At 39.4% G+C, this 24,816-nt stretch carries 22 protein-coding genes and 2 pseudogenes; 17 read left to right on the forward strand and 7 right to left on the reverse strand.

Annotated features, from left to right (window positions below):
• Window positions 1-48 precede the first annotated feature (48 nt).
• A complete protein-coding gene (locus HMPREF1519_RS06135; protein ID WP_037611486.1) occupies window positions 49-357 on the forward strand; it encodes a hypothetical protein in 309 nt (102 codons plus the stop codon).
• Window positions 358-396: 39 nt separating this feature from the next.
• Here HMPREF1519_RS06135 and HMPREF1519_RS06140 read toward each other — a convergent pair whose 3' ends face one another.
• Together HMPREF1519_RS06140 and lysS are read right to left on the reverse strand one after the other, a co-directional pair.
• Window positions 397-942: a DUF7832 domain-containing protein gene (locus HMPREF1519_RS06140; RefSeq protein ID WP_037611488.1), complete on the reverse strand. Its 546-nt coding sequence runs from the start codon at window positions 940-942 to the stop codon at window positions 397-399.
• Between the two features lie 52 nt (window positions 943-994).
• On the reverse strand, window positions 995-2,485 hold the full coding sequence (lysS, locus tag HMPREF1519_RS06145) for a lysine--tRNA ligase (protein WP_013990828.1): 1,491 nt from the start codon (window positions 2,483-2,485) through the stop codon (window positions 995-997).
• A 227-nt stretch (window positions 2,486-2,712) separates the two neighbouring features.
• Between lysS and HMPREF1519_RS06150 the strand changes: the two genes are divergently transcribed.
• The 4 genes from HMPREF1519_RS06150 to HMPREF1519_RS06165 all read left to right on the forward strand — a co-directional run bounded on the left by HMPREF1519_RS06150 (window position 2,713) and on the right by HMPREF1519_RS06165 (window position 6,213).
• Window positions 2,713-4,020 carry a LysM peptidoglycan-binding domain-containing protein gene (locus tag HMPREF1519_RS06150; protein WP_037611490.1) on the forward strand — a complete coding sequence of 436 codons (1,308 nt, stop codon included), beginning with the start codon at window positions 2,713-2,715 and terminating at the stop codon, window positions 4,018-4,020.
• A gap of 13 nt (window positions 4,021-4,033) precedes the next feature.
• The gene (locus tag HMPREF1519_RS06155; protein WP_004182767.1) at window positions 4,034-4,513 is read left to right on the forward strand and encodes a hypothetical protein; all 480 of its coding nucleotides are present in this window, start codon (window positions 4,034-4,036) and stop codon (window positions 4,511-4,513) included.
• Between the two features lie 320 nt (window positions 4,514-4,833).
• On the forward strand, window positions 4,834-5,736 hold the full coding sequence (locus HMPREF1519_RS06160) for an HAD family hydrolase (protein WP_002890593.1): 903 nt from the start codon (window positions 4,834-4,836) through the stop codon (window positions 5,734-5,736).
• 57 nt (window positions 5,737-5,793) lie between these two features.
• Entirely contained in the window at window positions 5,794-6,213 is a 420-nt protein-coding gene (locus HMPREF1519_RS06165) for a hypothetical protein (RefSeq protein WP_037611492.1), read from the forward strand.
• 100 nt (window positions 6,214-6,313) lie between these two features.
• On the opposite strand, the gene HMPREF1519_RS06170 is transcribed toward HMPREF1519_RS06165, so the two are convergent.
• From HMPREF1519_RS06170 to HMPREF1519_RS06185, 4 genes are all read right to left on the reverse strand, one after another.
• The gene (locus tag HMPREF1519_RS06170; RefSeq protein ID WP_014634220.1) at window positions 6,314-6,952 is read right to left on the reverse strand and encodes a histidine phosphatase family protein; all 639 of its coding nucleotides are present in this window, start codon (window positions 6,950-6,952) and stop codon (window positions 6,314-6,316) included.
• A 2-nt stretch (window positions 6,953-6,954) separates the two neighbouring features.
• A complete protein-coding gene (locus HMPREF1519_RS06175; RefSeq protein ID WP_014634221.1) occupies window positions 6,955-7,428 on the reverse strand; it encodes an aminoacyl-tRNA deacylase in 474 nt (157 codons plus the stop codon).
• Between the two features lie 112 nt (window positions 7,429-7,540).
• Complete coding sequence (locus tag HMPREF1519_RS06180; protein ID WP_037600402.1) at window positions 7,541-8,443, reverse strand: glycoside hydrolase family 25 protein; 903 nt, start codon at window positions 8,441-8,443, stop codon at window positions 7,541-7,543.
• Between the two features lie 190 nt (window positions 8,444-8,633).
• The gene (locus HMPREF1519_RS06185) at window positions 8,634-9,023 is read right to left on the reverse strand and encodes a hypothetical protein (protein ID WP_037600404.1); all 390 of its coding nucleotides are present in this window, start codon (window positions 9,021-9,023) and stop codon (window positions 8,634-8,636) included.
• A gap of 151 nt (window positions 9,024-9,174) precedes the next feature.
• On the opposite strand from HMPREF1519_RS06185, the gene HMPREF1519_RS06190 reads away from it, so the two are divergent.
• Entirely contained in the window at window positions 9,175-10,017 is an 843-nt protein-coding gene (locus HMPREF1519_RS06190) for a Cof-type HAD-IIB family hydrolase (RefSeq protein WP_037611494.1), read from the forward strand.
• Window positions 10,018-10,054: 37 nt separating this feature from the next.
• Here the strand turns inward: HMPREF1519_RS06190 and HMPREF1519_RS06195 are convergent, their stop codons facing one another.
• The gene (locus tag HMPREF1519_RS06195) at window positions 10,055-10,681 is read right to left on the reverse strand and encodes a Pr6Pr family membrane protein (RefSeq protein ID WP_037611496.1); all 627 of its coding nucleotides are present in this window, start codon (window positions 10,679-10,681) and stop codon (window positions 10,055-10,057) included.
• A gap of 109 nt (window positions 10,682-10,790) precedes the next feature.
• On the opposite strand from HMPREF1519_RS06195, the gene HMPREF1519_RS06200 reads away from it, so the two are divergent.
• From HMPREF1519_RS06200 to HMPREF1519_RS10355, 11 genes and pseudogenes are all read left to right on the forward strand, one after another.
• A complete protein-coding gene (locus HMPREF1519_RS06200) occupies window positions 10,791-11,948 on the forward strand; it encodes an Mbeg1-like protein (RefSeq protein WP_037611498.1) in 1,158 nt (385 codons plus the stop codon).
• 31 nt (window positions 11,949-11,979) lie between these two features.
• Window positions 11,980-12,744: pseudogene (locus tag HMPREF1519_RS06205) on the forward strand (SDR family NAD(P)-dependent oxidoreductase).
• Window positions 12,745-12,863: 119 nt separating this feature from the next.
• The gene (locus HMPREF1519_RS06210; RefSeq protein ID WP_037611500.1) at window positions 12,864-15,854 is read left to right on the forward strand and encodes a type I restriction endonuclease subunit R; all 2,991 of its coding nucleotides are present in this window, start codon (window positions 12,864-12,866) and stop codon (window positions 15,852-15,854) included.
• A gap of 12 nt (window positions 15,855-15,866) precedes the next feature.
• Entirely contained in the window at window positions 15,867-16,523 is a 657-nt protein-coding gene (locus HMPREF1519_RS06215) for a hypothetical protein (RefSeq protein WP_037611502.1), read from the forward strand.
• A 16-nt stretch (window positions 16,524-16,539) separates the two neighbouring features.
• Window positions 16,540-17,544, forward strand: coding sequence for a hypothetical protein (locus HMPREF1519_RS06220; RefSeq protein ID WP_156024876.1), 1,005 nt, complete (start codon window positions 16,540-16,542; stop codon window positions 17,542-17,544).
• A gap of 29 nt (window positions 17,545-17,573) precedes the next feature.
• The gene (locus HMPREF1519_RS06225; protein ID WP_037611506.1) at window positions 17,574-18,116 is read left to right on the forward strand and encodes a hypothetical protein; all 543 of its coding nucleotides are present in this window, start codon (window positions 17,574-17,576) and stop codon (window positions 18,114-18,116) included.
• Window positions 18,117-18,131: 15 nt separating this feature from the next.
• Window positions 18,132-19,364: a restriction endonuclease subunit S gene (locus HMPREF1519_RS10595; protein WP_197016866.1), complete on the forward strand. Its 1,233-nt coding sequence runs from the start codon at window positions 18,132-18,134 to the stop codon at window positions 19,362-19,364.
• A 14-nt stretch (window positions 19,365-19,378) separates the two neighbouring features.
• Window positions 19,379-21,247 (forward strand): P-loop NTPase fold protein, encoded by a 1,869-nt coding sequence (locus HMPREF1519_RS06235; protein WP_037611509.1) that lies wholly within the window; start codon window positions 19,379-19,381, stop codon window positions 21,245-21,247.
• Between the two features lie 34 nt (window positions 21,248-21,281).
• Complete coding sequence (locus HMPREF1519_RS06240) at window positions 21,282-22,034, forward strand: hypothetical protein (RefSeq protein ID WP_037611511.1); 753 nt, start codon at window positions 21,282-21,284, stop codon at window positions 22,032-22,034.
• A gap of 42 nt (window positions 22,035-22,076) precedes the next feature.
• Entirely contained in the window at window positions 22,077-23,681 is a 1,605-nt protein-coding gene (locus HMPREF1519_RS06245; protein ID WP_037611513.1) for a type I restriction-modification system subunit M, read from the forward strand.
• A gap of 77 nt (window positions 23,682-23,758) precedes the next feature.
• A pseudogene (locus HMPREF1519_RS10355) lies at window positions 23,759-24,694 on the forward strand (Rpn family recombination-promoting nuclease/putative transposase).
• Window positions 24,695-24,816: the final 122 nt, after the last annotated feature.

The raw sequence follows: 24,816 nt of genomic DNA on the forward strand, positions 1-24,816 counted from the left end.
TATTAAACTATTAGAGTAGATGATTTCATAGATGAGGGAGAAAAATAATTGAAAACATTTCAACTAACAGCTAAGAAAAAGATTACCCTGGCACTCCTAGTTATCATCGCAGTTGCTTTGGTTATCTTTATCATTAACGTACAGATGAATCAGCCAGATAACCTACCTGCCAACTACATGGAGCGCCTGAAAAATCCTGGAATGACGGGCGATTACATCGGCCTTTGGAAGTCTCGCTGGCATGAAGAAAACAAAGCCTGGCTTTATCCTGCGAAACAATACGCTATCTATGCAGTAGTAGCACTAGCTTGTCTATCAGCTTGGGTTGTTGCCTCAAAAGCAAAATTCTGGAAATAAGAAAATGCTTCTCTCGATTGAGGGAAGCGTTTTTTCATATTATCCGATGTGAGTCTTATATTGATTGAACATTTCGTCGATATCCTCTTCAACCAAGTGATAGATTTTCCAATCAAATTCAGTTCTAGCAACATCATCAACCAAGACTGTATAACAAAAATCCATATAATCTTCATAAAAATCAGAGATGAAGGGGAGGAGTGTGTCACTAATATCAGATGAATAAAGTTTTTCATCAAGATGTTTAAAGAGATAGTCTGTACCCGTAATCGTTTCACTCTTGAGTTTTTGTGCATCTTCAAGGTTAAATCCATCACTTTGGGGATTCAGAAAATCATGTTTTGCTAGCCAAGCTACGAAGACACTGAGATGAAAGGCAGCTCTTTTGCTAATCTCTAGCATATCTGATTTGCTTAGTTTTTCTGACGGTATATCATTTTCTTCACAATAAAATACAAGTGCATGATCGAAAAAATAATCTGCGCGGTCTATGGGAAAGTCTAATTGGCTTTCTTCTCTCTTTGTCTCAGGCTGTTCAATTACAGTTGATTTTTTCTTAAAAAGGGACTTCAATTTTTTAAACACGTTTATACCTCATATAAAAATATCCCATTATTCAAATAATGGGATATGATTATTATTTCATCGTTGGGAACAACAAGACATCACGGATGGTTGTTGTGTCAGTGAGAAGCATGCAGAGACGGTCGATACCGATTCCGAGTCCACCTGTTGGTGGCATACCGTATTCAAGGGCTTCAACGTAGTCGTAGTCGATGCCTGTTGCTTCGTCATCACCGAGTTCCTTAGCAGCAGCTTGTGCTTCGAAACGTGACAATTGATCGATTGGGTCGTTCAATTCGGTGAAGGCATTTCCGTACTCTTTAGTCATGATGAAGAGTTCGAAACGGTCAGTGAAGCGAGGGTCTTCTGGGTTTTTCTTAGCCAATGGAGACACAGCAACTGGGTGACCGTAAACGAATGTTGGTTGAATCAATGTTTCTTCAACGAATTCTTCGAAGAAGGCGTTGATGATGTGACCAACTTCAGTGTAGTGTTTTTCAACTGGAACATTCTTTTCTGCAGCAATAGCTTTGGCTTCATCCAAAGTCATGTCTTGCCAGAAGTCAACGCCAGTGATTTCCTTGATAGCGTCAACCATGTGGATGCGTTTGAATGGTTCGTTGATCTTGATTTCAGTTCCTTGGTAGTTGATAGGTCCGTCACCTTTAACAGCTTTAGCAGCGTGTTGGATGATACCTTCAGTCAAGTTCATGATATCGTGGAAGTCAGCGTAAGCTTGGTAAACTTCGATAGATGTGAACTCAGGGTTGTGAGTGGCATCCATACCTTCATTACGGAAGATACGTCCGATTTCGTAAACGCGTTCCATACCACCAACGATGAGACGTTTGAGGTGGAGCTCAGTCGCGATACGAAGCACCATGTCGATGTTTTGTGCATTGTGGTGAGTGATGAAAGGTTTAGCAGCAGCACCACCAGCTTCGTTGTGAAGTACAGGTGTTTCTACTTCAAGGAAACCTTGAGCATCGAGGTAGCGACGGATTTCAGAAATGATTTTTGAACGTGTGACAAAGCGGTCAAAGCTTTCACGGTTAGAAATCAAATCGAGGTAACGTTTACGGTAGATTGTTTCAACGTCTGAAAGTCCGTGGAATTTCTCAGGCAATGGACGAAGGGCTTTAGACAAGTGAGTGATATGAGTCGCCTTGATAGAAAGTTCTCCCATATCTGTACGCATAACTTCACCTTCGACACCGAGGAAGTCACCAAGGTCAGCTTTCTTGAAGATTTCGTAGTTTTCTTCACCGACAGCATCTTTACGCACGTAGATTTGGATTTGACCATCGCGGTCTTGGATGTGGGCGAAGCCAACTTTACCTTTACCACGTTTAGTCATCAAACGACCTGCGATAGTAGCAGTTTCGTTGATTTCGTGCAATTCTTCTTTTGTTTTGTCAGCGTATTTTTCTTTTAATTGACCAGATGTAGCTGTGCGTTCGAATCGCTTACCAAAAGGATCGATTCCTTGTTCAGCCAAAGCCGCCATTTTTTCACGACGGACAATCTGTTGATCGTTCAATTCTTCCATGTGTTGATTTGACATGTTAGTCCTCCATAAAATAGTCGTAATTATTGTATCATAAATCACCTTCTAAAGATAGGACAAATGATTAAATGTCAGATAAATAAAGCTAGGATTTGTCTATTTTTAGGACAAATCGTTAACTAGCATTAACCTTTGATTAGAAAGTTATAGAATTTATTGACAAATATAATAAAAAGGGTGTACAATAGCAAAGTAAGCTTCGTATGATATAAGGAGGAAATACGATGAAAAAGAAAAAATATGTTAGTAAAGCCGTGATGCTTGGCGCTTTACTAGCACCTATTGGGATGCCTACGGTATCTGTGTTAGCAGATAGCTTTTATCAAAATCAAACGAGTGCTCATGCTGCTGATATTACAAACTGGATTGCCAGCACACCTGAACAAATTACAAATAATTTGACAACTCAGAATATCAATCCACAGCAGTTAGATGGCCAACAGTACGTGATTCAATGGGGAGATACCTTGTGGGGAATCTCTCAAGCAACTGGAATTTCTATTGAAAAATTAGCCTACGATAACAATATTCAGAATATTGATCTTATCTTTGCAGGTGATGTCCTCATCTTGAAACGTGATGGTGATGTCCCAGCAGGTTACCACGTGACTGGTAATGGTTACCGTTGTGCACATTCTAAGATTGTTATCAACAACTACTATGGTGATAACAACCGAGTGATTATCAATAACAGCACTTTTGTCTCTGATGACCATTCTAAGAATACAGTGATTTACGCTCCAGATAATTCTGACAATAGCGTTTCATTCTCAAATAACACGACAAACAATAATAACGATAAAGACAAAGATACTAAAGATTCTAAAGATGGCAAGGACTCTTCTTCGTCATCATCTGAATCTAAAGATGCTTCATCAAGTTCAACAAGTGGATCATCATCTTCTGCATCAAGCTCAACAGCAAGCAGTAGTGAAAGCAAAGCAAGTACAGAAAGTTCTAAGGAAAAAGAATTGACTGATGATGCTTTCCAAGACAAGGTTCAAGAAGAATTCTCAAATATTTATCGACAAAATCGTTCAGGTAGTCCTGCATGGACTTTCTTCTTACATGCAGATGATAAGAATGGTAAAAATGTTGAATATAAGAAGGACACTGAAAGCAAAGCCCTTTACCTTCAAGGTGAAACGCCTAAGGCTCAAGATATTGTTGATGGACCTAAAGATGGTGCCAAAACTGAAGCTAATGCCAAGGCTCTTGCTCAAAAGATTTATGACGCTCTTGACAGGGATAGTAAGATGTCAGATCTTATCAAGTCAAAATATGCTCAAATTCAGGTAAGTTATAAGGGTGATAAGTGGGCTTTCAACGTTGATGTTTACAAGGAAAAAGAAAGCTCATCATCAAGCACTGAAAAATCATCAGAATCTAAGGCTTCATCAAGTGATGATTCTCAAACAGAAACACGCATGAGTTCAAGCTCATCAAGTGTTGAACGTTCATCATCAAGTTCTTCAAGCCACACTGAAACAGACTCAGAGGCAACTTTCTCTGATCTAACTGGTGATGAATAGAGAGGGGCAAGACATGTCAAAGAGAAATATCATTATTAGTGTCGTTCTTGCTTGTCTCTTGGTTACGGGAGCTGGATTTGGTGCTTTCTATTACTGGGGAACACACCATTTAGATAGTGTTGTACCTGGTAAGGTTTACCAATACTCAAGTTCTCTAAACGGTGAGGTCAATAATCGTGTCATGTATGTAGCCTTCCAAGAAGGTGGTAACAAGGCACTTGTGAGTCAAGATCGTACGACAGTGGTTAATGCTGCTAAGAGTCAGACTGATTTTGACAAGGCCTATAATGACCAAACAGCTAAGTGGGAATACAGTGTGACAAAAACAACATTGACTCTTGGTAAAAAAGAGGATGATCAATTGTCACAATGGCAGTACAACAAGGTCTTTGCTTATGGTGACCACTTCACATCAAAAGATTTCTATTACCAGATTGCCAAGGGTGGTCAGGGTGAAGTCAAACAAAAAATGACCTTCAAAGAAATTAAATAAGTGTCTGAATATGACAAGATGCATTAGGTTTGGGACAAAATGTTCCAAACCTTTTTCTATCTTCAAAACACGAATAATCTTTTCTTAAGTGGGGTCGAAAATTGAAATAAGAGGGTAAAAACGGTATAATAAGACTGTTTGGGCAATTGCATTCTGATAAAAAATAGACGAGTAAGATTGCCCCAAGACAGTTGACCTAAAGCTTACTTTTGCAAGACTGAAGATTAAATTAGGAGCTGACTGATATTGCAGTTTAGTTGTTAGATCTCTTAATTTACCTAAGCCTCTGACAAGAGAATGATATAAGAAAGAACGGACAGATGATTACCTCTATTGTTTTTGACGTTGACGATACTATTTACGACCAACAGGCACCTTATCGTATTGCCATGGAAAAATGTTTCCCTGACTTTGATATGAGTCACATGAATCAAGCCTACATTCGTTTCCGCCACTATTCTGATGTTGGTTTTCCACGTGTAATGGCAGGTGAGTGGACAACCGAGTATTTCCGTTTTTGGCGCTGTAAAGAGACCCTTTTGGAGTTTGGCTACCGTGAAATTGATGAAGAAACGGGCAACCATTTCCAAGAGGTTTACGAGCATGAGTTGGAAAACATCACCATGCTTGATGAAATGCGCATGACCCTTGATTTCCTCAAGGAAAAAAATGTGCCTATGGGGATTATTACCAATGGACCAACAGAGCACCAACTTAAAAAGGTTAAGAAGTTGGGACTTTATGATTACGTTGATCCTAAGCGTGTCATCGTCAGTCAGGCGACAGGTTTCCAAAAGCCTGAGAAGGAAATCTTCAACCTCGCAGCTGAGCAATTTGACATGAATCCATCGACGACGCTCTATGTTGGAGATTCTTATGACAATGATGTCATGGGGGCCTTCAATGGTGGTTGGCATTCTATGTGGTTTAACCACCGTGGACGTAGCCTTAAACCAGGTACTAAGCCAGTCTTTGACTTGGAAATTGATAGTTTTGAGCAACTCTTTGGAGCGGTGAAAGTCCTTTTCGACCTTCCAAATAACAAATATATCTTTGATATCAATGATAATGAAAATCCAGTACTTCAACTAGGTATCAATAATGGTCTTATGATGGCGGCTGAACGTCTTCTTGAGAGCAATATGAGTATTGATAAAGTGGTTATCCTTCTTCGTTTGAATGCGAACCAGGAAAAAATCCTTCGTATGAAATATGGAAGATAATAGAGCGGCCTCGTGTGGCCGTTTTATTGTCTAGAACGTGAGATAAGGAGTTTGAAAATGGTAGAAATCAACAACTTAAAACATGATATTGAAGCACTAAGTGCTGAACGTGAGGCTTTGAGAAAAGAGGTCGAATCACTCGAAGCCAAACGTGACGATCTCTTTGAAGGTGTTAGAGATGCAGAACAGATGAAGTGTCTTGCCTGGGATTCCTATAATGCATTATCAGACCACCTTAATACTGAAGAAAAGCAACGAGAGTTTGCTAACAACTATTGGGAACATGTTCATAGAACTGTCAAAATAGATATGGAATTTGTTTTGAGTCGTGGTCTTCGTTTTAAGCGTTTATTGTCTGAAGGACAGTATGATCTTGTCTTACAGGAACTAGACGTTTTCGAAAAGGGATTAGATGATTTGGCTCGAGGATTTGGTGTTGAATTAGACCGTTTGCCAGAGGAACCGAGTTGGAAATAATGGAAGTGAAGCTCTTGAAGTAGTAGGCTTTAAGGGCTTTTTGAGTGCAAAAAAGCGACCCTTGTTCAGGATCGCTTGTCTTATGAAGTCAGTCGATGATTTAGCTGATCTTGTTTTGTTCATCCATATAAGATGTATCATTCCAACATTTGAGAGTGAAGTGCTCGAAATCATTGGTTTCGAGAATAGTGACAGAAGCATTGTCAAGACCTCCTGCCTTACGAAGAAGACCCGGTTCAAAACCAAGGAGGGTACGGATAGAAGCTGTTAGGTTAGCTCCGTGACCAACAATGAGGACATTTTTAGCATCACTATCTTTAAGTGTTTTGACAAATTCGGCCACACGTTTGGTTGTCTGGTAAACAGATTCAGCTTGGAAGTCATTAGCACGGAAGTTGGCTAGGTTATGACGGAAGGCATCCATTTCTTTTGGATAGATGGCCTGAACGAGTGAAATTTTTTGTCCTTCCAGTTTGCCAAGCTGCCATTCACGCAAAGCTTTAGTGTAGGTAACTTTAGCTTTAGGTTTTTGAGACTCCATGATGAGCTCTGTAGTTTTTTTAGCACGTGGTAGGTCACTTGAGAAGACCAAGTCAAAATGAGTGTCACTAAGATAGTGACCTAGCTCACGTACTTGTTCAACAGATTCTTTAAGCAAAGGCGAGTCTCCCTTGGCGCCTTGAAGTCGGCCTTCCAAGTTCCACTCAGTTTTACCGTGACGTACAAAATACAGTTTCATGATTACTCCTTAATATCAGCAAATTCAGCATTAACAAAATCAGCAAGTTCTTGACTATTGATACGGATAGAGCGCCCAATTTCTCCCGCTGAGACAATAAGGAAACCAGCTTCTTGGGCAGACTGATCGATGTAAATAGGGAAATTGTGTTTTTGGCGAATTCCCACTGGGTTGTTGGCTCCGTGAACATAGCCAGTCGTTTTTTGGAGATCCTTTTGTGGAATCATTTGAACTTTCTTGTTCCCTGAAATTTTAGCTAATTTCTTTTCAGACAGGTGCTCGGTGATAGGGACGATGCCGATGACTGGTCCTGTCTTATCTCCCTTAAGGGCGAGGGTTTTATAAATGCTCTCACGTGCCACATCTTCTGGAAGCTCTCCTTCTAAACCATTGAAGGATAAGCTATCATGGTCAATTTTAGCTTTATCAAGAATTTGGTCAACCAAGGTTTTCTTGACTTTGCCTTTCTTAGCCATTGTCATATCTCCTTTTAAAGTTATACATTTCTACCATCCATTATAACACATTCGTCCGAACACGCCTAAACCAATTTGACAAGAAGAAAACCAGTGCCTTAGACACTGGTTTTTACTGACTACTAGATGAACTTGTCGAAGTAGTCTTCTTATTTTTAGTTGGTTTTTGCTTAATCTTACCAAAGAGTTTTTCAAAGGTTTTACGTTTGTTTTTCTCTGGATTGATTTGGTTAAGATCTAGGATGTTGTCGAAACCTGGAAGGCTTCCTTGAGACGTATACTGGTGAAGGTCATAGTCGATTTCAGTGTTTGGTAAAGCCTCGTAATAACCAGAATCGGTACCGTAGGCTGGAATCCAAACAGCGTCGAAGTTTTTAGTTGAAACTTCTTGCTCGAGCATGAAATAAGCACCAATATAGAGACCAACATTTTCAGCTCCAAGTCGTTTGAGCTCAGCGAGAAAGGCTTGGACACCTTGCTCCATGTTAGACATGGTTTCCTCTTCGACGTCAATCCAGTAATAAGTCGGTTTGTATGGAGAAGCATTTTTGTAGAAAATACGAGCTTCTTCCTTCATCTCCTTGACAGAAGTACCTTGAGCGTAGGAATAGACGGCAACTGGAACGTCACGTTTTTTGAGTTCTTTAATATGTGTTTTAAAAGATTTGTCGACCCCATTCGAACTAGCGGCATTGCTATCCTTACTAATCAGTGATCCACCGAAGACGCGGACGATAGCACCAGAAATATGATTTGACAAGACATCGTAATCGATATCCTGAGGTAGTTGCCACCCTGAAAGGTCGATAATGGGATTGAGTATCAGCTCCTCGTCGGAACTGCTAGATGTACTACTGGTTGTTGTTTTTGGTGTAGTAGCATAAGGAATAGCAGATTTCACGTTTTGAAGATGCGCCTGTTGTTTGGACGTATTGTGAATATTTGCAATAACTAATGCTAATCCTAAAAGAGCTAGAACCACGTAAACAACGATCGGTTTTATTCTTTTTCTCATTACTCCCATTCTACCTTAAATAGCGCAAAAATGCAAAATAGAATGTTTATAAATTCTGTGAGAGATATTAAAGTGACTGATTTCCAAAAAGCCTTTGTAGTGCTGACTTAGGCACATTTTATGAATAAAGGTGTTTTGAGCTATCCTTGAATTAAGTGAATTTTTCATTTATTAAAGCAAGAAATTTAGCTTAAAAGTCAGTTTCTTCCTTGAAACTAGCGCCACTAGTGGCATCAGACCAGGCGACAAGAGCTTGAGCAGAGTTATCCAGATAGGTCTTGAGAGGTTGCTTCAAATCATAAATAGTCTCCCAAAATCCTAGGACCTTTCCTTCGTTGTCGATAGCAGCTTGGTAGGTCTGGATGAGGACTTGATCAAAACTGTCTGTTGGAATCTGATAACTTCTTTCTTTGGTAGGAGATGCTAGAACTTCAGACATGATCCAATCGGGCAGATTTTCAGGCTCACGGGGGAAGAAACTACCGTCAGCGCCACCGTTGTCGTAGAGAAAGTTTCCTTGGGCATCATAGGCTGCTAATTTATAGGACAGGTGATTCAGTAGTGTTTTTAAATCATTCATATCTTCATCATAGCTTCTTTCAGGAGAAATGGCAATGCTTTGGATTGGAGACAATATTATCGTAGGATAGTATCAGTTTGTCTGAGGAAAGTATTATCTCTTGGAGCAGTATCAGGGTATAATAAAGTAAAAGAAGACTCGAGGTGAGAACATGTCAAAACTTATTTTTCTAGATGTTGATGGGACATTGGTGGATTATCATAACCGCATTCCAGAGTCAGCAGTAAAGGCAATTCGTCAGGCGCGTGAAAAGGGGCATCTGGTCTATGTTTGTACCGGACGTAGCAAGGCAGAAATGCAACCTGAATTATGGGAAATTGGCTTGGATGGGATGATTGGTGGCAATGGCTCTTATGTGGAGCATCATGGCCAAGTCCTCATGCATCAGCTGATTTCCAAGGAAGATGCAGCAAAGATTGTGGATTGGCTGACAGAACGCCATCTTGCCTTTTATCTGGAGAGCAATAATGGTCTCTTTGCTAGTCCTGATTTTCGGGAGCGGGCGCGTGAGACGCTAAAGACTTACGCTATTCAAAAGGGGCAGTCTGCAGAGTCTGTTGAGGGTAAGGAACCAGAAGATTTCATTCATGGCCTCAAGTATGGTGGGGAACTCTATCGTGACGACCTAAACAAGGTCAGTTTTGTTTTGGAGTCTTATCAGGATCACTTGGATTCCAAAGAAGCTTTTCCACAGCTTGAAGCCCATACTTGGGGAGGTCGAGGTGAAACAGCCTTGTTTGGTGATTTGGGTGTTAAGGATATTAACAAGGCCCATGCCATTGATGTTCTTTTGGAACATTTGGGGGCTAAGCGTTCGGATACCATTGCTTTCGGCGATGCCAAGATTGATATCCCTATGTTGGAATACTGTGAGGTTGGCGTTGCCATGGGAAATGGAGGCCCAGAAATCTTGGCTATGGCAGACCTAGTTACAGACGATGTTGAAGCCGATGGTTTGTACAAGGCATTTGATAAATTGGGTTTGTTGCAATAGAAAAAACTGAGTTCCTTTTTGGAGCTCAGTTTGTATTTTATGCTGGTTTACGACCGATAAATTTTTTCAAGAGATATAAGAGATAGCCAACAGCGATATACCCAGCACTGATGACCAGGACGTTTACCAAGACCTTGTTCCAACCAAATTTATTAACATTGATAAAGAAGTAGGCGAAGGGGCTATCTTTGGCACCTGGAATTGGGAGTTTTAGCACCAAGCCATTTAGAAGGGCAAAGGCAAAGTAAGACAGAGGGACCACGGACCAGTAAATTGGCTCACGTAGACGGTAGGCTTTCTTAGCATCGAAAATAAGGGTATCAAGCACCAACCCCCAAGGGACAATATAGTGGACCAAGAAGTTGCGGAGGGTCCAGAATTTCTCAGGTTCCGTAATAGGTGCCAAGAGGATATGATAGATGACTCCGGTGATGAGGATAGCCATGGTTACACCACCCTTGTAACGCAAGAGTTTGGTGTTGGTTGTCGCGTTCCCTTTTTTGAAGTCATAGATGATAAAGAAAATCAAACTAGAGAAGACAAGGATATTGGACAAAACAGTGTAATAGAGCAACATACCCCAACCATCGTCATGGATTTGGATAGAGACTCCTACCAAACCACAGAGAGCTAGTAAGATACGGTAAAATCGTGAAATAGTCATAAGCTTCCTTTTCCTAATAAATAATCTCTCTTATCATATCACATTTTTCACTAACAATTTATTGAAAATTCTAGTAAAATCAAGGTAAGAAAGACTTTAAGGAGTAATGATGTCCAATTTAATCGATTATCTTGATAAGGTTAAGGATTTGCCTTTCGACCAAGAGCCTCTAAATATCTTGGATAAGGTTTGCATCAATGAGATTGGCTACCTGACTTATGAAACATGGCTCTCAGCAAGTGATTTGAAGGAAACCATCAATTTACATGACTATGCTGAAGGGAAGGACTTAAATCCAGACTACAGCTTCATGGTGACTAAGGAACGGGTAGATTTGGCTGAAGCCATGGTCAGGTCTAGGCGTTTCGCTGGACTTAATCTAAGTGACTACTGTAGTGTCTTGGACAAGGAAGTGGAAAAGCAGTTTGCGGCTATGATTTTCAGCTTGCCTGAATTTGACTACCAGCAGATTGTCTTTCGTGGTACCGATGATAGCGTCATTGGTTGGAAGGAGGATTTTCAGTTGACCTACAGTCGGGAAATTCCAGCCCATCGCTCAGCCATGGCCTTTCTGGAGAAGTACTTGCCAAACCTCAGTGGTCATATCATTGTTTCTGGACACTCCAAGGGTGGTAATCTTGCCCTCTATTCGGCTGTACAGAGTTCGCCTGTCCTGCGTGAGCAAATAGCAGAGCTCTTGCTTCTGGATTCTCCGGGCCTGATGAAGTCCCTCTTAGAGAAGCCTTCTTACCAAGAGTTGAAAGCCAAGATGACGGTTGTCAGACCTCAAGAATCCGTTGTGGGAGTCATGCTCTACTGGGACAAGGTCGCAAAGCTCGTAGCAGCAGATGGCATAGGCATCGCTCAACACAATGTTTTGCTTTGGCAGGTTGATTTGGAAACAAATGATTTTGTTTATGAAGACCAGCCGACAGACCTAAGTCAACGCTTGAAAGAAACCTTCCAAGAGTGGATTGAGACCTTGCCCAATCAAGAACTCAAGCAAGTTTGCGATTTGGTTTTTGATACCATTCTTGATTCTGGAATTGAAAGTCTGGATGATATTGGTATCAAAACCCTTCCTAAGCTAGGTCAACTCTTGCAAGAATTCGGCAATCTCTCGGACCAACAAAAGAAGGTCTTGCAAGACGGTTTCAACCAGTTACTCTGGATATTTTGGAAGTCAGGAAATAAAAAATCTACCCTGCCCAAGCTTGAATTTCCTGATTTTATCAAGAAGTTGAGTGAATTGACAAATAACGATTAGGGGCAGCTGAACTATAGGAGTGGAGGATATCATGCCTAAAAACGTACTTATTACAGGAGCAACATCAGGAATTGGCGAAGCAACGGCGCGTGCCTTTGCTAAAGAGGGAGAAAATCTCATCCTAACAGGTCGCCGTGTGGAGCGTCTTCAAGCCTTGAAAGAGGAACTCCAAGCAACCTATCCAGACCAAAAAGTTTGGACTTTTGCACTGGATGTTACCGATATGGACATGGTCAAGGATGTTTGCCAAGCTATTCTCAAAAGTGTGGGGCAAGTCCATGTTTTAGTCAATAATGCAGGCCTGGCACTAGGCCTAACAGCCTATCAAGATTATGAAGAGTGGGATCTGCTGACCATGATCGACACCAATGTCAAGGGCTTGATGATGGTGACACGTCAGATTTTGCCAAGCATGGTAGCTGCCAATGAGGGCCATATCATCAATATGGGCTCTACGGCGGGCATCTATGCCTATGCAGGTGCAGCTGTGTAGGCAGCTACAAAAGCCGCAGTGAAAACTTTCAGCGATGGTTTGCGTATTGATACCATTGCCACAGATATCAAGGTGACAACCATTCAGCCCGGTATCGTTGAGACGGATTTTTCTCAAGTTCGCTTTCACGGTGACAAGGACATGGCAGCAAAGGTCTATCAAGGTTTGGAAGCCCTCCAAGCCCAAGATATTGCGGAGGCAGTCCTCTACGTTACCAAGCAACCACGACGCGTTCAGGTTTCAGACATGACCATCATGGCTAATCAACAAGCCACAGGGTTTACGATTCATAGGGGGGAGTAAATAGATGATAGAAACATGGCATCAAGCTGTGTTTTTTGTTTGAATTTTCCCAAAACTATGAAAGAACCTGTGAAAATGCTATAATGTAAGGGATTACGACAATGTTGAAAGGATAAGTCATGCCAGCAGTTACTCCAGAACTTGAGATAGAACGTCAATTAATCGAGCAGTTAACCTCTGGTGAGAGCCAGTGGACCTATCGCCCAGATTTAAAAAATGAAGGTCAATTATGGGACAACTTTTTTGAGAAGTTAGCTCAGAATAACGTTGCCTTACTTGCTGACCATCCCTTGACCGACCAGGAGAAGCGCCAAATCAAGAACCAGCTTAACTTCATTAACTATTATGAAGCTGCTAAGTGGTTGGCAGGTGAAAATGGTATTGCCAAAGTTGAGGTACAGCGTGAAGATGCTAGCCTTGGGACTATCCGACTTTCTGTCATCTGGCGTGATAATATTGCTGCTGGAAAATCCAGTTACGAAGTGGTCAATCAGGTGGAACGTGACAAGGCCTATCCACAAGATCAGGACCGTCGTTTAGATACGACACTGATGATTAATGGCCTTCCTCTTATCCACATTGAGCTCAAGAGTCCTCGTGTGGCCTTTTTGGATGCCTTTCATCAAATCAAAAAGTATGACCGTGAAGGAAAGTTACGTGGCATCTATTCTGCCCTCCAGATGTTTGTTGTGACTAATAAGGTGGATACACGTTATATCGCAGCTGCACGAGAGGATAAGCTCAATAAACAATTCTTGACATCTTGGGTGGATAAAGATAATAAACCCATGACCAGTCTCATGGACTTTGGCCATGAGGTCCTATCTATTCCACGTGCCCATCAGATGGTGATGCAGTATTCCGTCATTGATGATAGTAAAAAAGCCCTCATCCTCTTACGTCCCTATCAAATCCATGCCATCGAGTCTGTTCAAGATGCCTCTCGCCGACAGGAATCAGGATATATCTGGCATACCACAGGTTCTGGTAAGACCCTAACCTCCTACAAGGTGGCTCGCAACCTCTTGCAGATCCCAGCCATTCAGAAGACGATTTTCGTCGTGGACCGTAGGGATCTTGACCAGCAGACGACATCATCTTTTCTTTCTTACGCCGCTAATGATGTCATCGATATTGACGAAACGGACAATACCCATGATTTGGTTAAGCGTTTGGCAGGAAATGATAAGCGTGTGATTGTGACGACTATCCAGAAAATCACGACCATGATGCGCAAGTTCCAAGAAGGTAAATACCAAAAGGACTCGGAAAAAATCAAGGACCTCCGTGTGGCTTTTGTTGTGGATGAATGTCACCGTGCGGTCACGCCTCAGACTCAAAAGGATATCAAAGGCTTTTTCCACAATTCGCTCTGGTATGGCTTTACAGGCACACCGATTTTCAAGGAAAATAAACGCAAGCAATTAGGTGATTTGGCACAAACCACCCACCAACAATATGGCGAACGCCTCCATGAGTATACGGTCAAAGAAGCCATCCATGACGGGGCAGTTCTGGGATTTAAGGTGGACTATCGAAATACCATTATTTCGCCGATTCCTGAAGAAGACCTTCCTGACTCTGTCTATGAAGATAAAGAGCACATGCTAGAAGTCTTGGATGCTATCCTAAACAAAAGTTATCAACAGTTGGGCTTCCCAAATGGTGAGGGCAAGACCTACGAGGCCATCTTAACTGTTAAGTCCATTCCACAGGCTCAGGCCTATTACAATCTGCTCAAGAGTATCAAGGCAGGACAGGAACGTGTCAAGGTGTCAGAGCGGGTTAAGCGCGTGCTTCTTGACTTTCCAAAGGTGACAGTCACTTACTCTGTGTCGGAAAATGAAGAAGAATCTATCGGCTACCAAGAGCACATGAAGCAGGTCATGGACGATTACAATCAAGAGTACGGTACCCATTTTAATATGGCTGATTTACGTGGCTTTAACACCGATATCAATAATCGTTTAGCCAGAAAGTTAGACAAATATATTCCTCGTAAAGAGCAGTTGGATTTGGTCATCGTCGTTGACCGTCTGTTGACCGGTTTTGATGCCCCATGTCTGTCTACTCTCTTTATCGATCGTAAGCCCATGCGTCCACAGGATTTGATTCAAGCCTTTAGTCGCACCAACCGCATCTTTGACAGTAAAAAGCGTTATGGTCATATCATCACCTTTCAAAGACCAGAGGCCTTTAAAGAGGCTGTGGATAACGCCCTTAGACTCTACTCAAACGGTGGTGAAAATGATGTCACTGCTCCAGACTGGGCAGAAGAAAAAGCAAACTTTATTCAAGCCTGGATAGACTTTCAAGTAAAAGTGGAAGATGTGGAAAACTACATCATCACGATTGAGCAGGCCACTAGCCCACAACTCCGTCGTATTGCCAAGGCTTACCAAACCTTTGACAAGTATCTGGCATCTATCCGTGTCTATAGCGAATACGATGAAGCGGCTATCTATGCGGAGACGGGACTATCAGATGAAAAGCTCGAAACCTATCTAGGAATCTATCAAAATATCCTAGCAGAGCTCAAGAGTCGAGCTGAAGACGATGGTGATGATAATCTGTTTGACATCCACTACGAACTGGAATCAGTCCAAGTCGATGAGATTAACTATGCTTACATCCTGACACTGATTCAAAGTATGATTCAGCAGGAAGAAGATAGTCCACAGGCCCTCAGTGACAAAGATATCGAAACGGTTGATAACTATATCCAGAGTCTGGAACGCACCAATCCAAAATTAGCCGAAATCATCCGAAATCTGTGGAAAGAAGTCCAAGTCTGTCCTAAAGATTACCAAGGACAATCTATCACCGGTGTCTTGGACACTATGATTGAAGCCATTATCGACGACCATCTTAAACGCTTTGCCAGAGAATGGTATGTCGGACTCGATGAACTTCGTTACTATGTCCAACACTATCGTAAGGGTGCCAAGAAGCAATCTGGCGAAAGCCAGCTCACCAAGAGCCAACGTTACAAAGACTACAAAGCAGAAACAGCTGATGCCCTCAACCCGCTCAGCTACAAAAAACACATCAAAGAAGCCTACACCAAACTCATTGAAGAGGTTATTGAACCATTGAGAGTGGGGAGGTAAGAGGAGAAAATTATGAGTCAATTTCCAAAAGAAGAACTATTTGCTGATTTTTTTACAGATGATATGCTAAAAGAGTTAGGTGTAGAGTCAGAAAAAGAGTTGAAATATTGCATGGGTTCATTTGTTATGGATAACTCGATTAACAAGGAATTTTTTTCTAATTTAGACATTGGACATCCGAAAAATTTTGATACTAATGACAATCTGCCAACTGGGGGAAATGGCATTATATCAATAAAAACGATAGAGGGAAGAGGTCCAAAAGGGACGTCGCCATTCAAAAAAACAGGATTTGACGCTGGCCATATTTTAGGTAGACAGCTTTTTAAGGGTACTCGTTTTAACACTAGTAAGAAGAACAATAAAAATATATATAAGCAAACTAAATGGTCAAATCAGGGTAATCATCATACTGCCAAATGGGGGCATAATCAAAGTTACTTTGAGAACTTTATTGTATATCAAATTGAAAATAAAACCCCAGATGCAGTAGTAAAATACAGAGCTGATTTAATATACTGTAATTCTGAGGAGAAAATACCAAGAGGTATTCATATAAGAAGTAGTTGTGAGCAAAATGAAGAATTGAATTTCAATGTTTTTGTTCCAAATGTTGAGATAGAAGGATGTATAGATTATAACAATAATAATTTGGAGATTGTAAAATAATTGGAGATTAATGGAAATGAAAATTCAATATTTTAATGTTTTTTTGTGTCGAAATGGTGAAAAGACAAATTATGATTTGTCTAAATTAATTGATATAATTCGAGTATCTTCTCCTATAGAAAGAACTGTAAAGTTAGGGAGTCAGCATACGATGTTTATGAATAATAGTAGAATTCCATTACATCATGTAACAAATGGATCATCATTAGAAGGGTACGAATACCTTCCTAGAAATAGAACAGTTTGGATTGGTAAATATCGTAGTGAAAAACCATATGAGGGAAAAATAGGTGAAGAAGAAATTAAACAAATTGATGGAGACCTTTTCGAACCTAGTGTTTGTTTAGTTATTCCTACTTCACATCTCTTTTTGATGGAAAGAAAATTTTTGGGTCCTTCAATCAATCAAATTGGGGAGTACTTATCAAGTTTTATAAAGAGTAAAGTTCCTAATATTAAATATTCGGTGAAATTCGAGCCTTTGAAAACAGATAGTTTAAAACCTTTAATAGAAGCTTCTGAGAGTATCAAATCAATCGTGATTCAAATTAAAAATGAAGGTTTTCAATTGTCAAATTTGTTTCCAAATATCAACGATAGCAATAAAACTCTATTAGAAAAATTATTTGGTAATATGATTGAAGTTTCTGAAGAATTAGATATAAATACTACTACTGTAGCATTTAAAAAAAGTTGGTATAAGAGAGAAATGGATATAGAACGTATTTATAGAATTTTGAATTTATTAAACTCAGAAGATGATAACTTAATATCAGCTAAAGTTGAATTTTTAAATCCAGAAACACATGAACCTTCTGAAATAGATTTAAAAAAAGATGGGTTCTATATTCAGGAAAAGACATCTTCAAAGACTGATGATTTTGAAAAATTAGCTAATCTAATGACATCGCATTATTATGACGATCAGAATCGTATTAAGGATGTTCATTATCTTTCATTTGGTTCTTTGTTATCTGTTGATGAGAGTGAATTTGATATTGTAACTGAAAATAGCATATAAAAATCCAAAACTAGAAAGGAGATGTTGTCATGCTTAAATTTATTGATAAATATTTTTGGTGGAGTTTATCGACCATAATTGTGTTAATTGTTGCAGTGTCTCTTTTTTTAGGAAATTATTTAGAGTTATATGATTGGTTTTACAAAAATGCCTATACAAATAATACGAATTTAGTGACTATCTCAACAGTTTTTATTGGTATTTACTTTTCTTTATACAGTTTTCTATTAAGTTCAAATACAAATTCCCTTATATCAAAACTTAAGTTTAAAGAGTATAAGAGACTAGTGTCAATAGTTAATAGAGGCTTTATATCTAGTTTTATTATCGTTATATTTTCTTTTTTTAATGAAAATATCTATAATTGGGTAGGTAAAATTTATATACTGTTCCTGTTTTTTATTTTTCTCTTACTTATTGGTTCTGCGATTCAAATAGCTATTTATTTTACATTACTTTTTAGATATGATTTGAAAACAAAATATAATAGTTTTGATGAAGATATAAAAAAAGAAATTCTAGATAATGAATTACGTGAAAAATTAAAACAATTTTTAGATGAAAATTTGTAAGAGTTGAGGAGAAAAATGACCCCTAAATTTGTTTTTGGCAAAGAGAAAAATGATTGGATTAAAAGACCTCTATTATCTAATATAGAAAAAATATTAGATTACAGAGGGAGAACACCTAAAAAATTAGGTTTAAGTTGGAGCGATACAGGTTTTCTAGCTTTATCAGCTTTAAATGTGAAAAACGGCTATATTGATTTCAATGCTGATGCAAATTATGGAGATCAAGAATTGTATAATCGATGGATGGGAGATAATAATCTTCATAAAGGGCAAGTTGTTTTTACTACTGAAGCACCAATGGGAAATGTTGCACAGATTCCTAATGATGCTTTGTATATTCTAAGTCAACGTACGATTGCCTTTGAAGTTAAACATCATTTAATTAGAGAGGATTTTTTAGCCACTTTATTACGTAGCCCAAAAATATTTAATGAATTAACTTCTTTGTCAAGTGGAGGAACTGCAAAAGGAATTAGTCAAAAATCTTTGTCAAATCTCAAGATTTCTTTACCTGCATTATTAGACGAACAATCCGCCATCGGCTCACTTTTCCGTACCCTTGATGACCTTTTGGCTAGCTACAAGAACAATCTTGCTAACTACCAATCTCTCAAGGCGACTATGCTTTCCAAGATGTTTCCAAAAGATGGAGAGGCAGTTCCTGAGATTCGTTTGGATGGATTTGAAGGTGAGTGGGAAGTAGTTAACTTAGGAACATTGATAGAAAGTTATGACGAGATAATATCAGGTGTATCAGGTTTTCCAATTGCAACTTCTTCTAGAAAAGGTCTTTATTTACAGAATGATTATTTTGAAGGTGGAAGGACTGGAATAGATTTGACACTTGATTTTCATAGAGTTCCAATTGGCTATGTCACATATCGTCATATGTCAGATGATTCTATTTTTAAATTTAATAAGAATAATTTTGAAACTGATGTTTTGGTTTCTAAAGAATATCCTGTTTTTATTAATAATGATAATTCTGATATTGATTTTCTACTTTATCATCTGAATAACTCTAGGTTATTTTTAAGATTTTCAACTATGCAAAAACTAGGTGGTACGCGTGTTAGGTTGTACTATAAAAACCTTATTACTTATAAGCTTGCAGTACCGACAGTAAAAGAACAACAAGCCATCGGCTCCTATTTCTCAATACTTGACCAACTTATCACTTCTTATCGGGAAAAAATAACTCAGCTTGAGACTCTGAAAAAGAAACTCTTGCAAGATATGTTCATCTAAGGAGAAAGTGATGTATGGAGCATGAATTCATTAAGTTAGAGCACATTGATACTTCAGTTGCGGCGAAAAATTTTGCTGAATTACTTTATGATAATAAAACATATTTTTTAAATGGTAGTTGGGGATCTGGTAAGTCGGAATTTTTAAAAAAAGTGAAGAGAGGTTCCCAAAATAAACTTATTACCATTGATTTTTGGAGGTTATCTGATACTCGTTCAACTATCGAGATTGCATTTTCAAAATTACATCCTTTTTTATACTGGACTATAAGACTGGGTATTATCCTGCTAGTGGCTGTATCTATACTGATGACTAATGTTGTTGATATTGGGTTGAGTAATTATTTTGGTGGCTCAAAACCTTTGATTTTGAAACTAGGAGGAGTAGTAGCATTAATAGTTGCTGTATGGCAAGTTTTTAAGAAAAAATCGGATGAATTTTATTGTTTCTTATTAAGTAAATTACCAAAATTTTCGAAAGTCCTGATTATTGATGACTTTGATAGAATGTCTGAAAAGCAACAAGAAGAAAGTTATAAACTTTTCAGTTTGATAAATGGAAAGTTGCCTATTGTTTTTGTTGGTGATATTACAAAGGTTCATAAAAGTGATGGTAATTATTTATCAAAAATAATTGATAGACAAGTTGAACTGCCATTTGATTTGCATCCTTCTAAAATATGGAATAACTATTTTAGTGTTCTAGAAGATAAATTTAATATAGCGCTTTCTAATGATTTTAAAAAAAGAATAAGTTCTGATCAGAAGAATCTACGAGATAGAGAACACTTTAATGATTATGTCAATCAAGAATTCTTTACAAGAGGAAAGTTGGACCATGTTCAGGTTGAACAGCAATTACTAGTGATTTATACTTATTTATTTTATCCAGATTTATATATGAATCTGCTTAAAGGTGAACCAATTAAGGTGGAGAAATCAGAAGAGTCAGATTTTCAGGACATAATAAGTATAGGTCATACGCTAAAAGAACAATTATCTGAAATTCAGAGTTCAGATAATTCAGAATATCCATTAAGTTTCAAAAAGAATAAGTTAGAATATTTATTATATGAGCAGACAAGTAACCGAACAAAAATTGAGTTAGATCTACTGTTTACTAGTAACTCAGAGGAATTAATATCAGAGATTATTGAGTCAGATCAATCATCTGATTTTTACCAATACTTATCTAGTCAATTCCGAGTATTTTCTAAAAAAATGAAAAAACAACTTTTGATTATGGTAATAAAAGAATCAATGAAGTTTAAGAATAGTCCTTCAATGAATTTTATTGTTCAAGAAAGTTTGAATGAGGTTATACCTTCATATGAAAGGAATTCACCTCTGGCTGAAGATGTTATTACTAGAATTATAAGTATGTGGGAGCCTATCCTTAGAAATGAAAAGTTGGATCAGTCTGAAATCATATATTTTCTCAATAAACACGATTTACTTAGTTTTCACGAACTAGGACTATATTATTCTGATTTAAGAATAGATACTGAGACTTTTTCAAACTTACGTAGAAAGGACTTTTTTCTGTTAACCTATTTAAGTAGTAAGGGTTTGTTTGAAAAGTTTAAGTATTGGGATAATACTATTTGGGAGGCTATAGAATTATTTGATGACAGAGAATTCCTATCATTTTGGATTTTTCAATCAATTATTACGAATGAACTAGGCTATGAAGGATTTGATATTATTTCTGAGGACAAGAGGTATACTATTTGGACTGGTAGATATTTGTTTGAATCCCCTCATAAGCATACTGATTATAAGGAGTCTGTCATTTCTAAAATTAAACCGAGACTTGAAAAGATGGAGAAGGAAGGTTTCACATTTACTGAGATGGAAGACACAAGATTTAAGGTCGAGACTTAAGATTTAATGCAGAGTATTTTCAAAGGAGACAAACATGGTATCAGTAACGCAACGTATTAAACAGATTAAGCAGCCTCGTGGTGGTTATCTACCTGTTAAGGCTTTTACTGTGACGACGCTTGATGATGGTCAGGTTCTTAATGCTGAGGAGTCTATTGCGGCTAGTTTGGTTGGGACTGCTGTGGACTATCTCAGTCGTTTCATGGATGGGACAGCTGTTGAGGAGGCTTTTGAGATTTCCTTGCTTGGTGCTCGTGCCATAAGGATGGAGTCTAAGGCTTTTGGTCTTCTGGATGATGTTAAGGGGCTAGATGATTTGTCGCTTATTAAGGCTTGTCAGTTGGCAGGTTTTGATAGTGCCTTTCGTGCGGGTCCTCTGTTTTATCGTCCAGTGGAGAAGATTGTTCCAGATCAGGCGACTATTGCTAATATTCGTACCATGGTTGAGCGTAGTTTGAGCTTTTTCAAGGCCTTTGGTCCTGTGACTGCGGATGGTTTTACCATGGAAGGGGCTTATACGGCTACCATAACGACTGGTGATGGGGATTTCCTAACCAAAGATACCCTTTGGGACTTTAAAGTCACAACAGGTAAGCCCAACAAGGACCATACCTTGCAGCTACTGATTTACTATCTCATGGGTAGGCGTTCGATTCATCCAGAGTTTCAAACCATTGAAAAACTAGGCATTTTCAACCCACGTCAAAACACTATTTACCAACTTCCTATTTCTGAGATTTCAGATGAGGTCATCAAGGAAGTGGAAGAAAACGTGATTGGCTATTAGAACTAATAGGATAACATTTAAAAATACAAAGAAAGAAACATTATGTCAGAAACAACACAAACCTCCCAGTCGCTTTATCAAGCCCTGTGGAACTCAGCGGATGTGCTCCGCTCTAAGATGGATGCCAATGACTACAAGTCCTATCTCTTGGGCATGGTCTTTTACAAGTATTTGTCGGACAAGATGCTCTTTTTCGTGGCAGAGACCATGGAGGAGGAGACAGAAAGCTTGGAAGAGGCACTGGCAGTCTATCGTAAATATTATGAGGATGAGGAGACTCACGAAGACCTCTTGGCAGTTATCACTGATGAGATGAGCTATGCCATTCATCCTGACTTGACCTTTACGGCCTTGGTAGAGCGAGTGAATGATGGAAGCTTCCAGCTAGAGGACTTGGCTCAGGGCTTCCGTGATATTGAGCAGAGTGACGAGCTTTATGAAAACCTTTTTGAAGATATCGATCTCTACTCTAAGAAACTTGGGGCGACTCCACAAAAGCAAAACCAGACTGTTGCGGCTGTGATGAAGGAGTTGGCGGTCTTAGATGTGGCTGGTCATGCTGGTGATATGCTTGGTGATGCTTACGAGTACTTAATTGGTCAGTTTGCGACGGATTCGGGTAAGAAAGCTGGTGAGTTCTATACACCGCAACCTGTAGCCAAGCTTATGACCCAGATTGCCTTTTTAGGTCGTGAGGACAAGCAAGGCTTTACCCTCTACGATGCGACTATGGGGTCAGGCTCGCTCTTGCTTAATGCCAAACGTTATTCACGCCAGCCGCAGACCGTGGTTTACTTTGGTCAAGAGTTAAATACCTCAACTTATAACCTGGCACGTATGAACATGATTCTGCATGGTGTGCCGATTGAAAACCAGTTTTTACATAACGCTGATACCTTGGATGAGGATTGGCCAACTCAAGAGCCGACTAACTTTGACGGTGTTCTCATGAACCCACCTTATTCAGCCAAGTGGTCTGCCAGCTCAGGTTTCATGGATGATCCTCGATTCTCACCATTTGGGAAACTGGCACCTAAGTCTAAGGCTGATTTTGCCTTCCTCTTGCATGGTTATTATCACTTGAAACAAGACAATGGTGTTATGGCCATCGTCCTACCTCATGGGGTGCTTTTCCGTGGTAATGCCGAAGGGACGATTCGTAAGGCTTTGTTAGAAGAAGGTGCTATTGATACGGTTATCGGTCTGCCTGCTAATATCTTCTTTAACACCAGTATTCCGACGACGGTTATCATTCTCAAAAAGAACCGCACCAATCGTGATGTTTACTTTATCGATGCCTCTAAGGAGTTTGATAAGGGGAAGAATCAGAATATCATGACAGATGCCCATATTGAGAAGATTCTCAATGCCTATAAGAGCCGTGAGGATATGGACAAGTTCGCCCATCTGGCTAGTTTTGAAGAGATTGTGGAAAATGACTACAACCTTAATATTCCTCGCTATGTGGATACCTTTGAGGAAGAAGAAGTGGAGCCACTGACAGAGATTGTGGCTAAGATTAATCAGACCAATGCGACGATTGAAAGTCAGACAGCGTCCCTTCTTGACATGCTTGGCCAGCTTCATGGAACAACACCAGAAGCAGACGAAGAACTCAAGGCTTTTGTGGTAGCATTTAAGGGGTAATTGCCATCTTTCATTTACTTTTTCCGAATAATAGAAGTAGAGGGGCTAACCCTCTATTTTTTACTAAGGAGAAGTAGATGGAAAAAAGACACAAGCATGTCTCGCCGACCTTGGATATCATGGCTAAGAAGATTTTTAGCCTGCCTGAGGTGACGGTAGCATTTATTCGAGATATTTTGGATTTGGATGTTGTGGATGCTCAGATTTTGGAGGGGACACAGCTTCATAAAAAGGACTTTGATGAGGATGAGCTCTTTTCAACGTCGGTGGATGTTCGAGCCAAGTTGAATGATGGAACGGAGGTTATCATTGAGATTCAGGTGCGTAAGCAGCATTATTTTCTCAATCGTTTTCATTATTATTTGGCTAATCAGCTGGTGGAAAATGTACAACAATTACGCCAACAAGGGCAGACGCATAAGATGTATGAGCAGATGGAGCCGGTCTATGGTATAGCTATCTTGGAGAAGACCTTGTTGCCAGATGAGGAGTCCCCGATTAATACTTATTGGATGGCCAATAGTCGGACGGGGAGGCCTTTGAATGCTTACTATAAGGATGGGAAACAGCAGAACCTTCTTCAGATTGCCTTTTTAGAGTTGGATAAGTATAATAAAGATAAGCATATCAGGGATGAAGGGCGGTAGTGGCTAGAGTTCTTTGGAAATCTCCCATTTTCTAAGGCACCTAGCCGAGCGGTCACGCATGCCGATTCAGTACTGGATTCATCCAGCTGGACACAGGAGGAAAAGGCGATGATTGATGAACGCATACGTATTCAAGAAAATTATGACATGACCATGGAAACAGCAATTGATGAAGCGCGTGAAGAAGGCATAGAGAAAGGGTTAGAGCAGGGACTAGAGCGTGGACTTAAACAAGGGTTGGAACGAGGTCGTCATGAGGAGCGTTTAGAGTTGATTCGTAAGATGCTCTCAAAAGGCTTATCTCTAGAAGTTGTCTCAGATGTGACTGGTCTATCGCTTGAAGAATTAGATGGATTGTTATCGTAAAAATAGCTAAGTTACTTATTTTTTGAAAATCAGAGGCAGATTTTTGTCTCTTTTTTATTTTTTGCTGTTTAACATTTGTAATACTAAAACATTCGGAAAATAATACTTTGAAGCGTAAAATT

Origin of the sequence: Streptococcus sp. SR4 (assembly GCF_000517725.1) — a bacterium.
In the GTDB taxonomy this organism is placed as follows: Bacteria; Bacillota; Bacilli; order Lactobacillales; family Streptococcaceae; genus Streptococcus; species Streptococcus salivarius_F.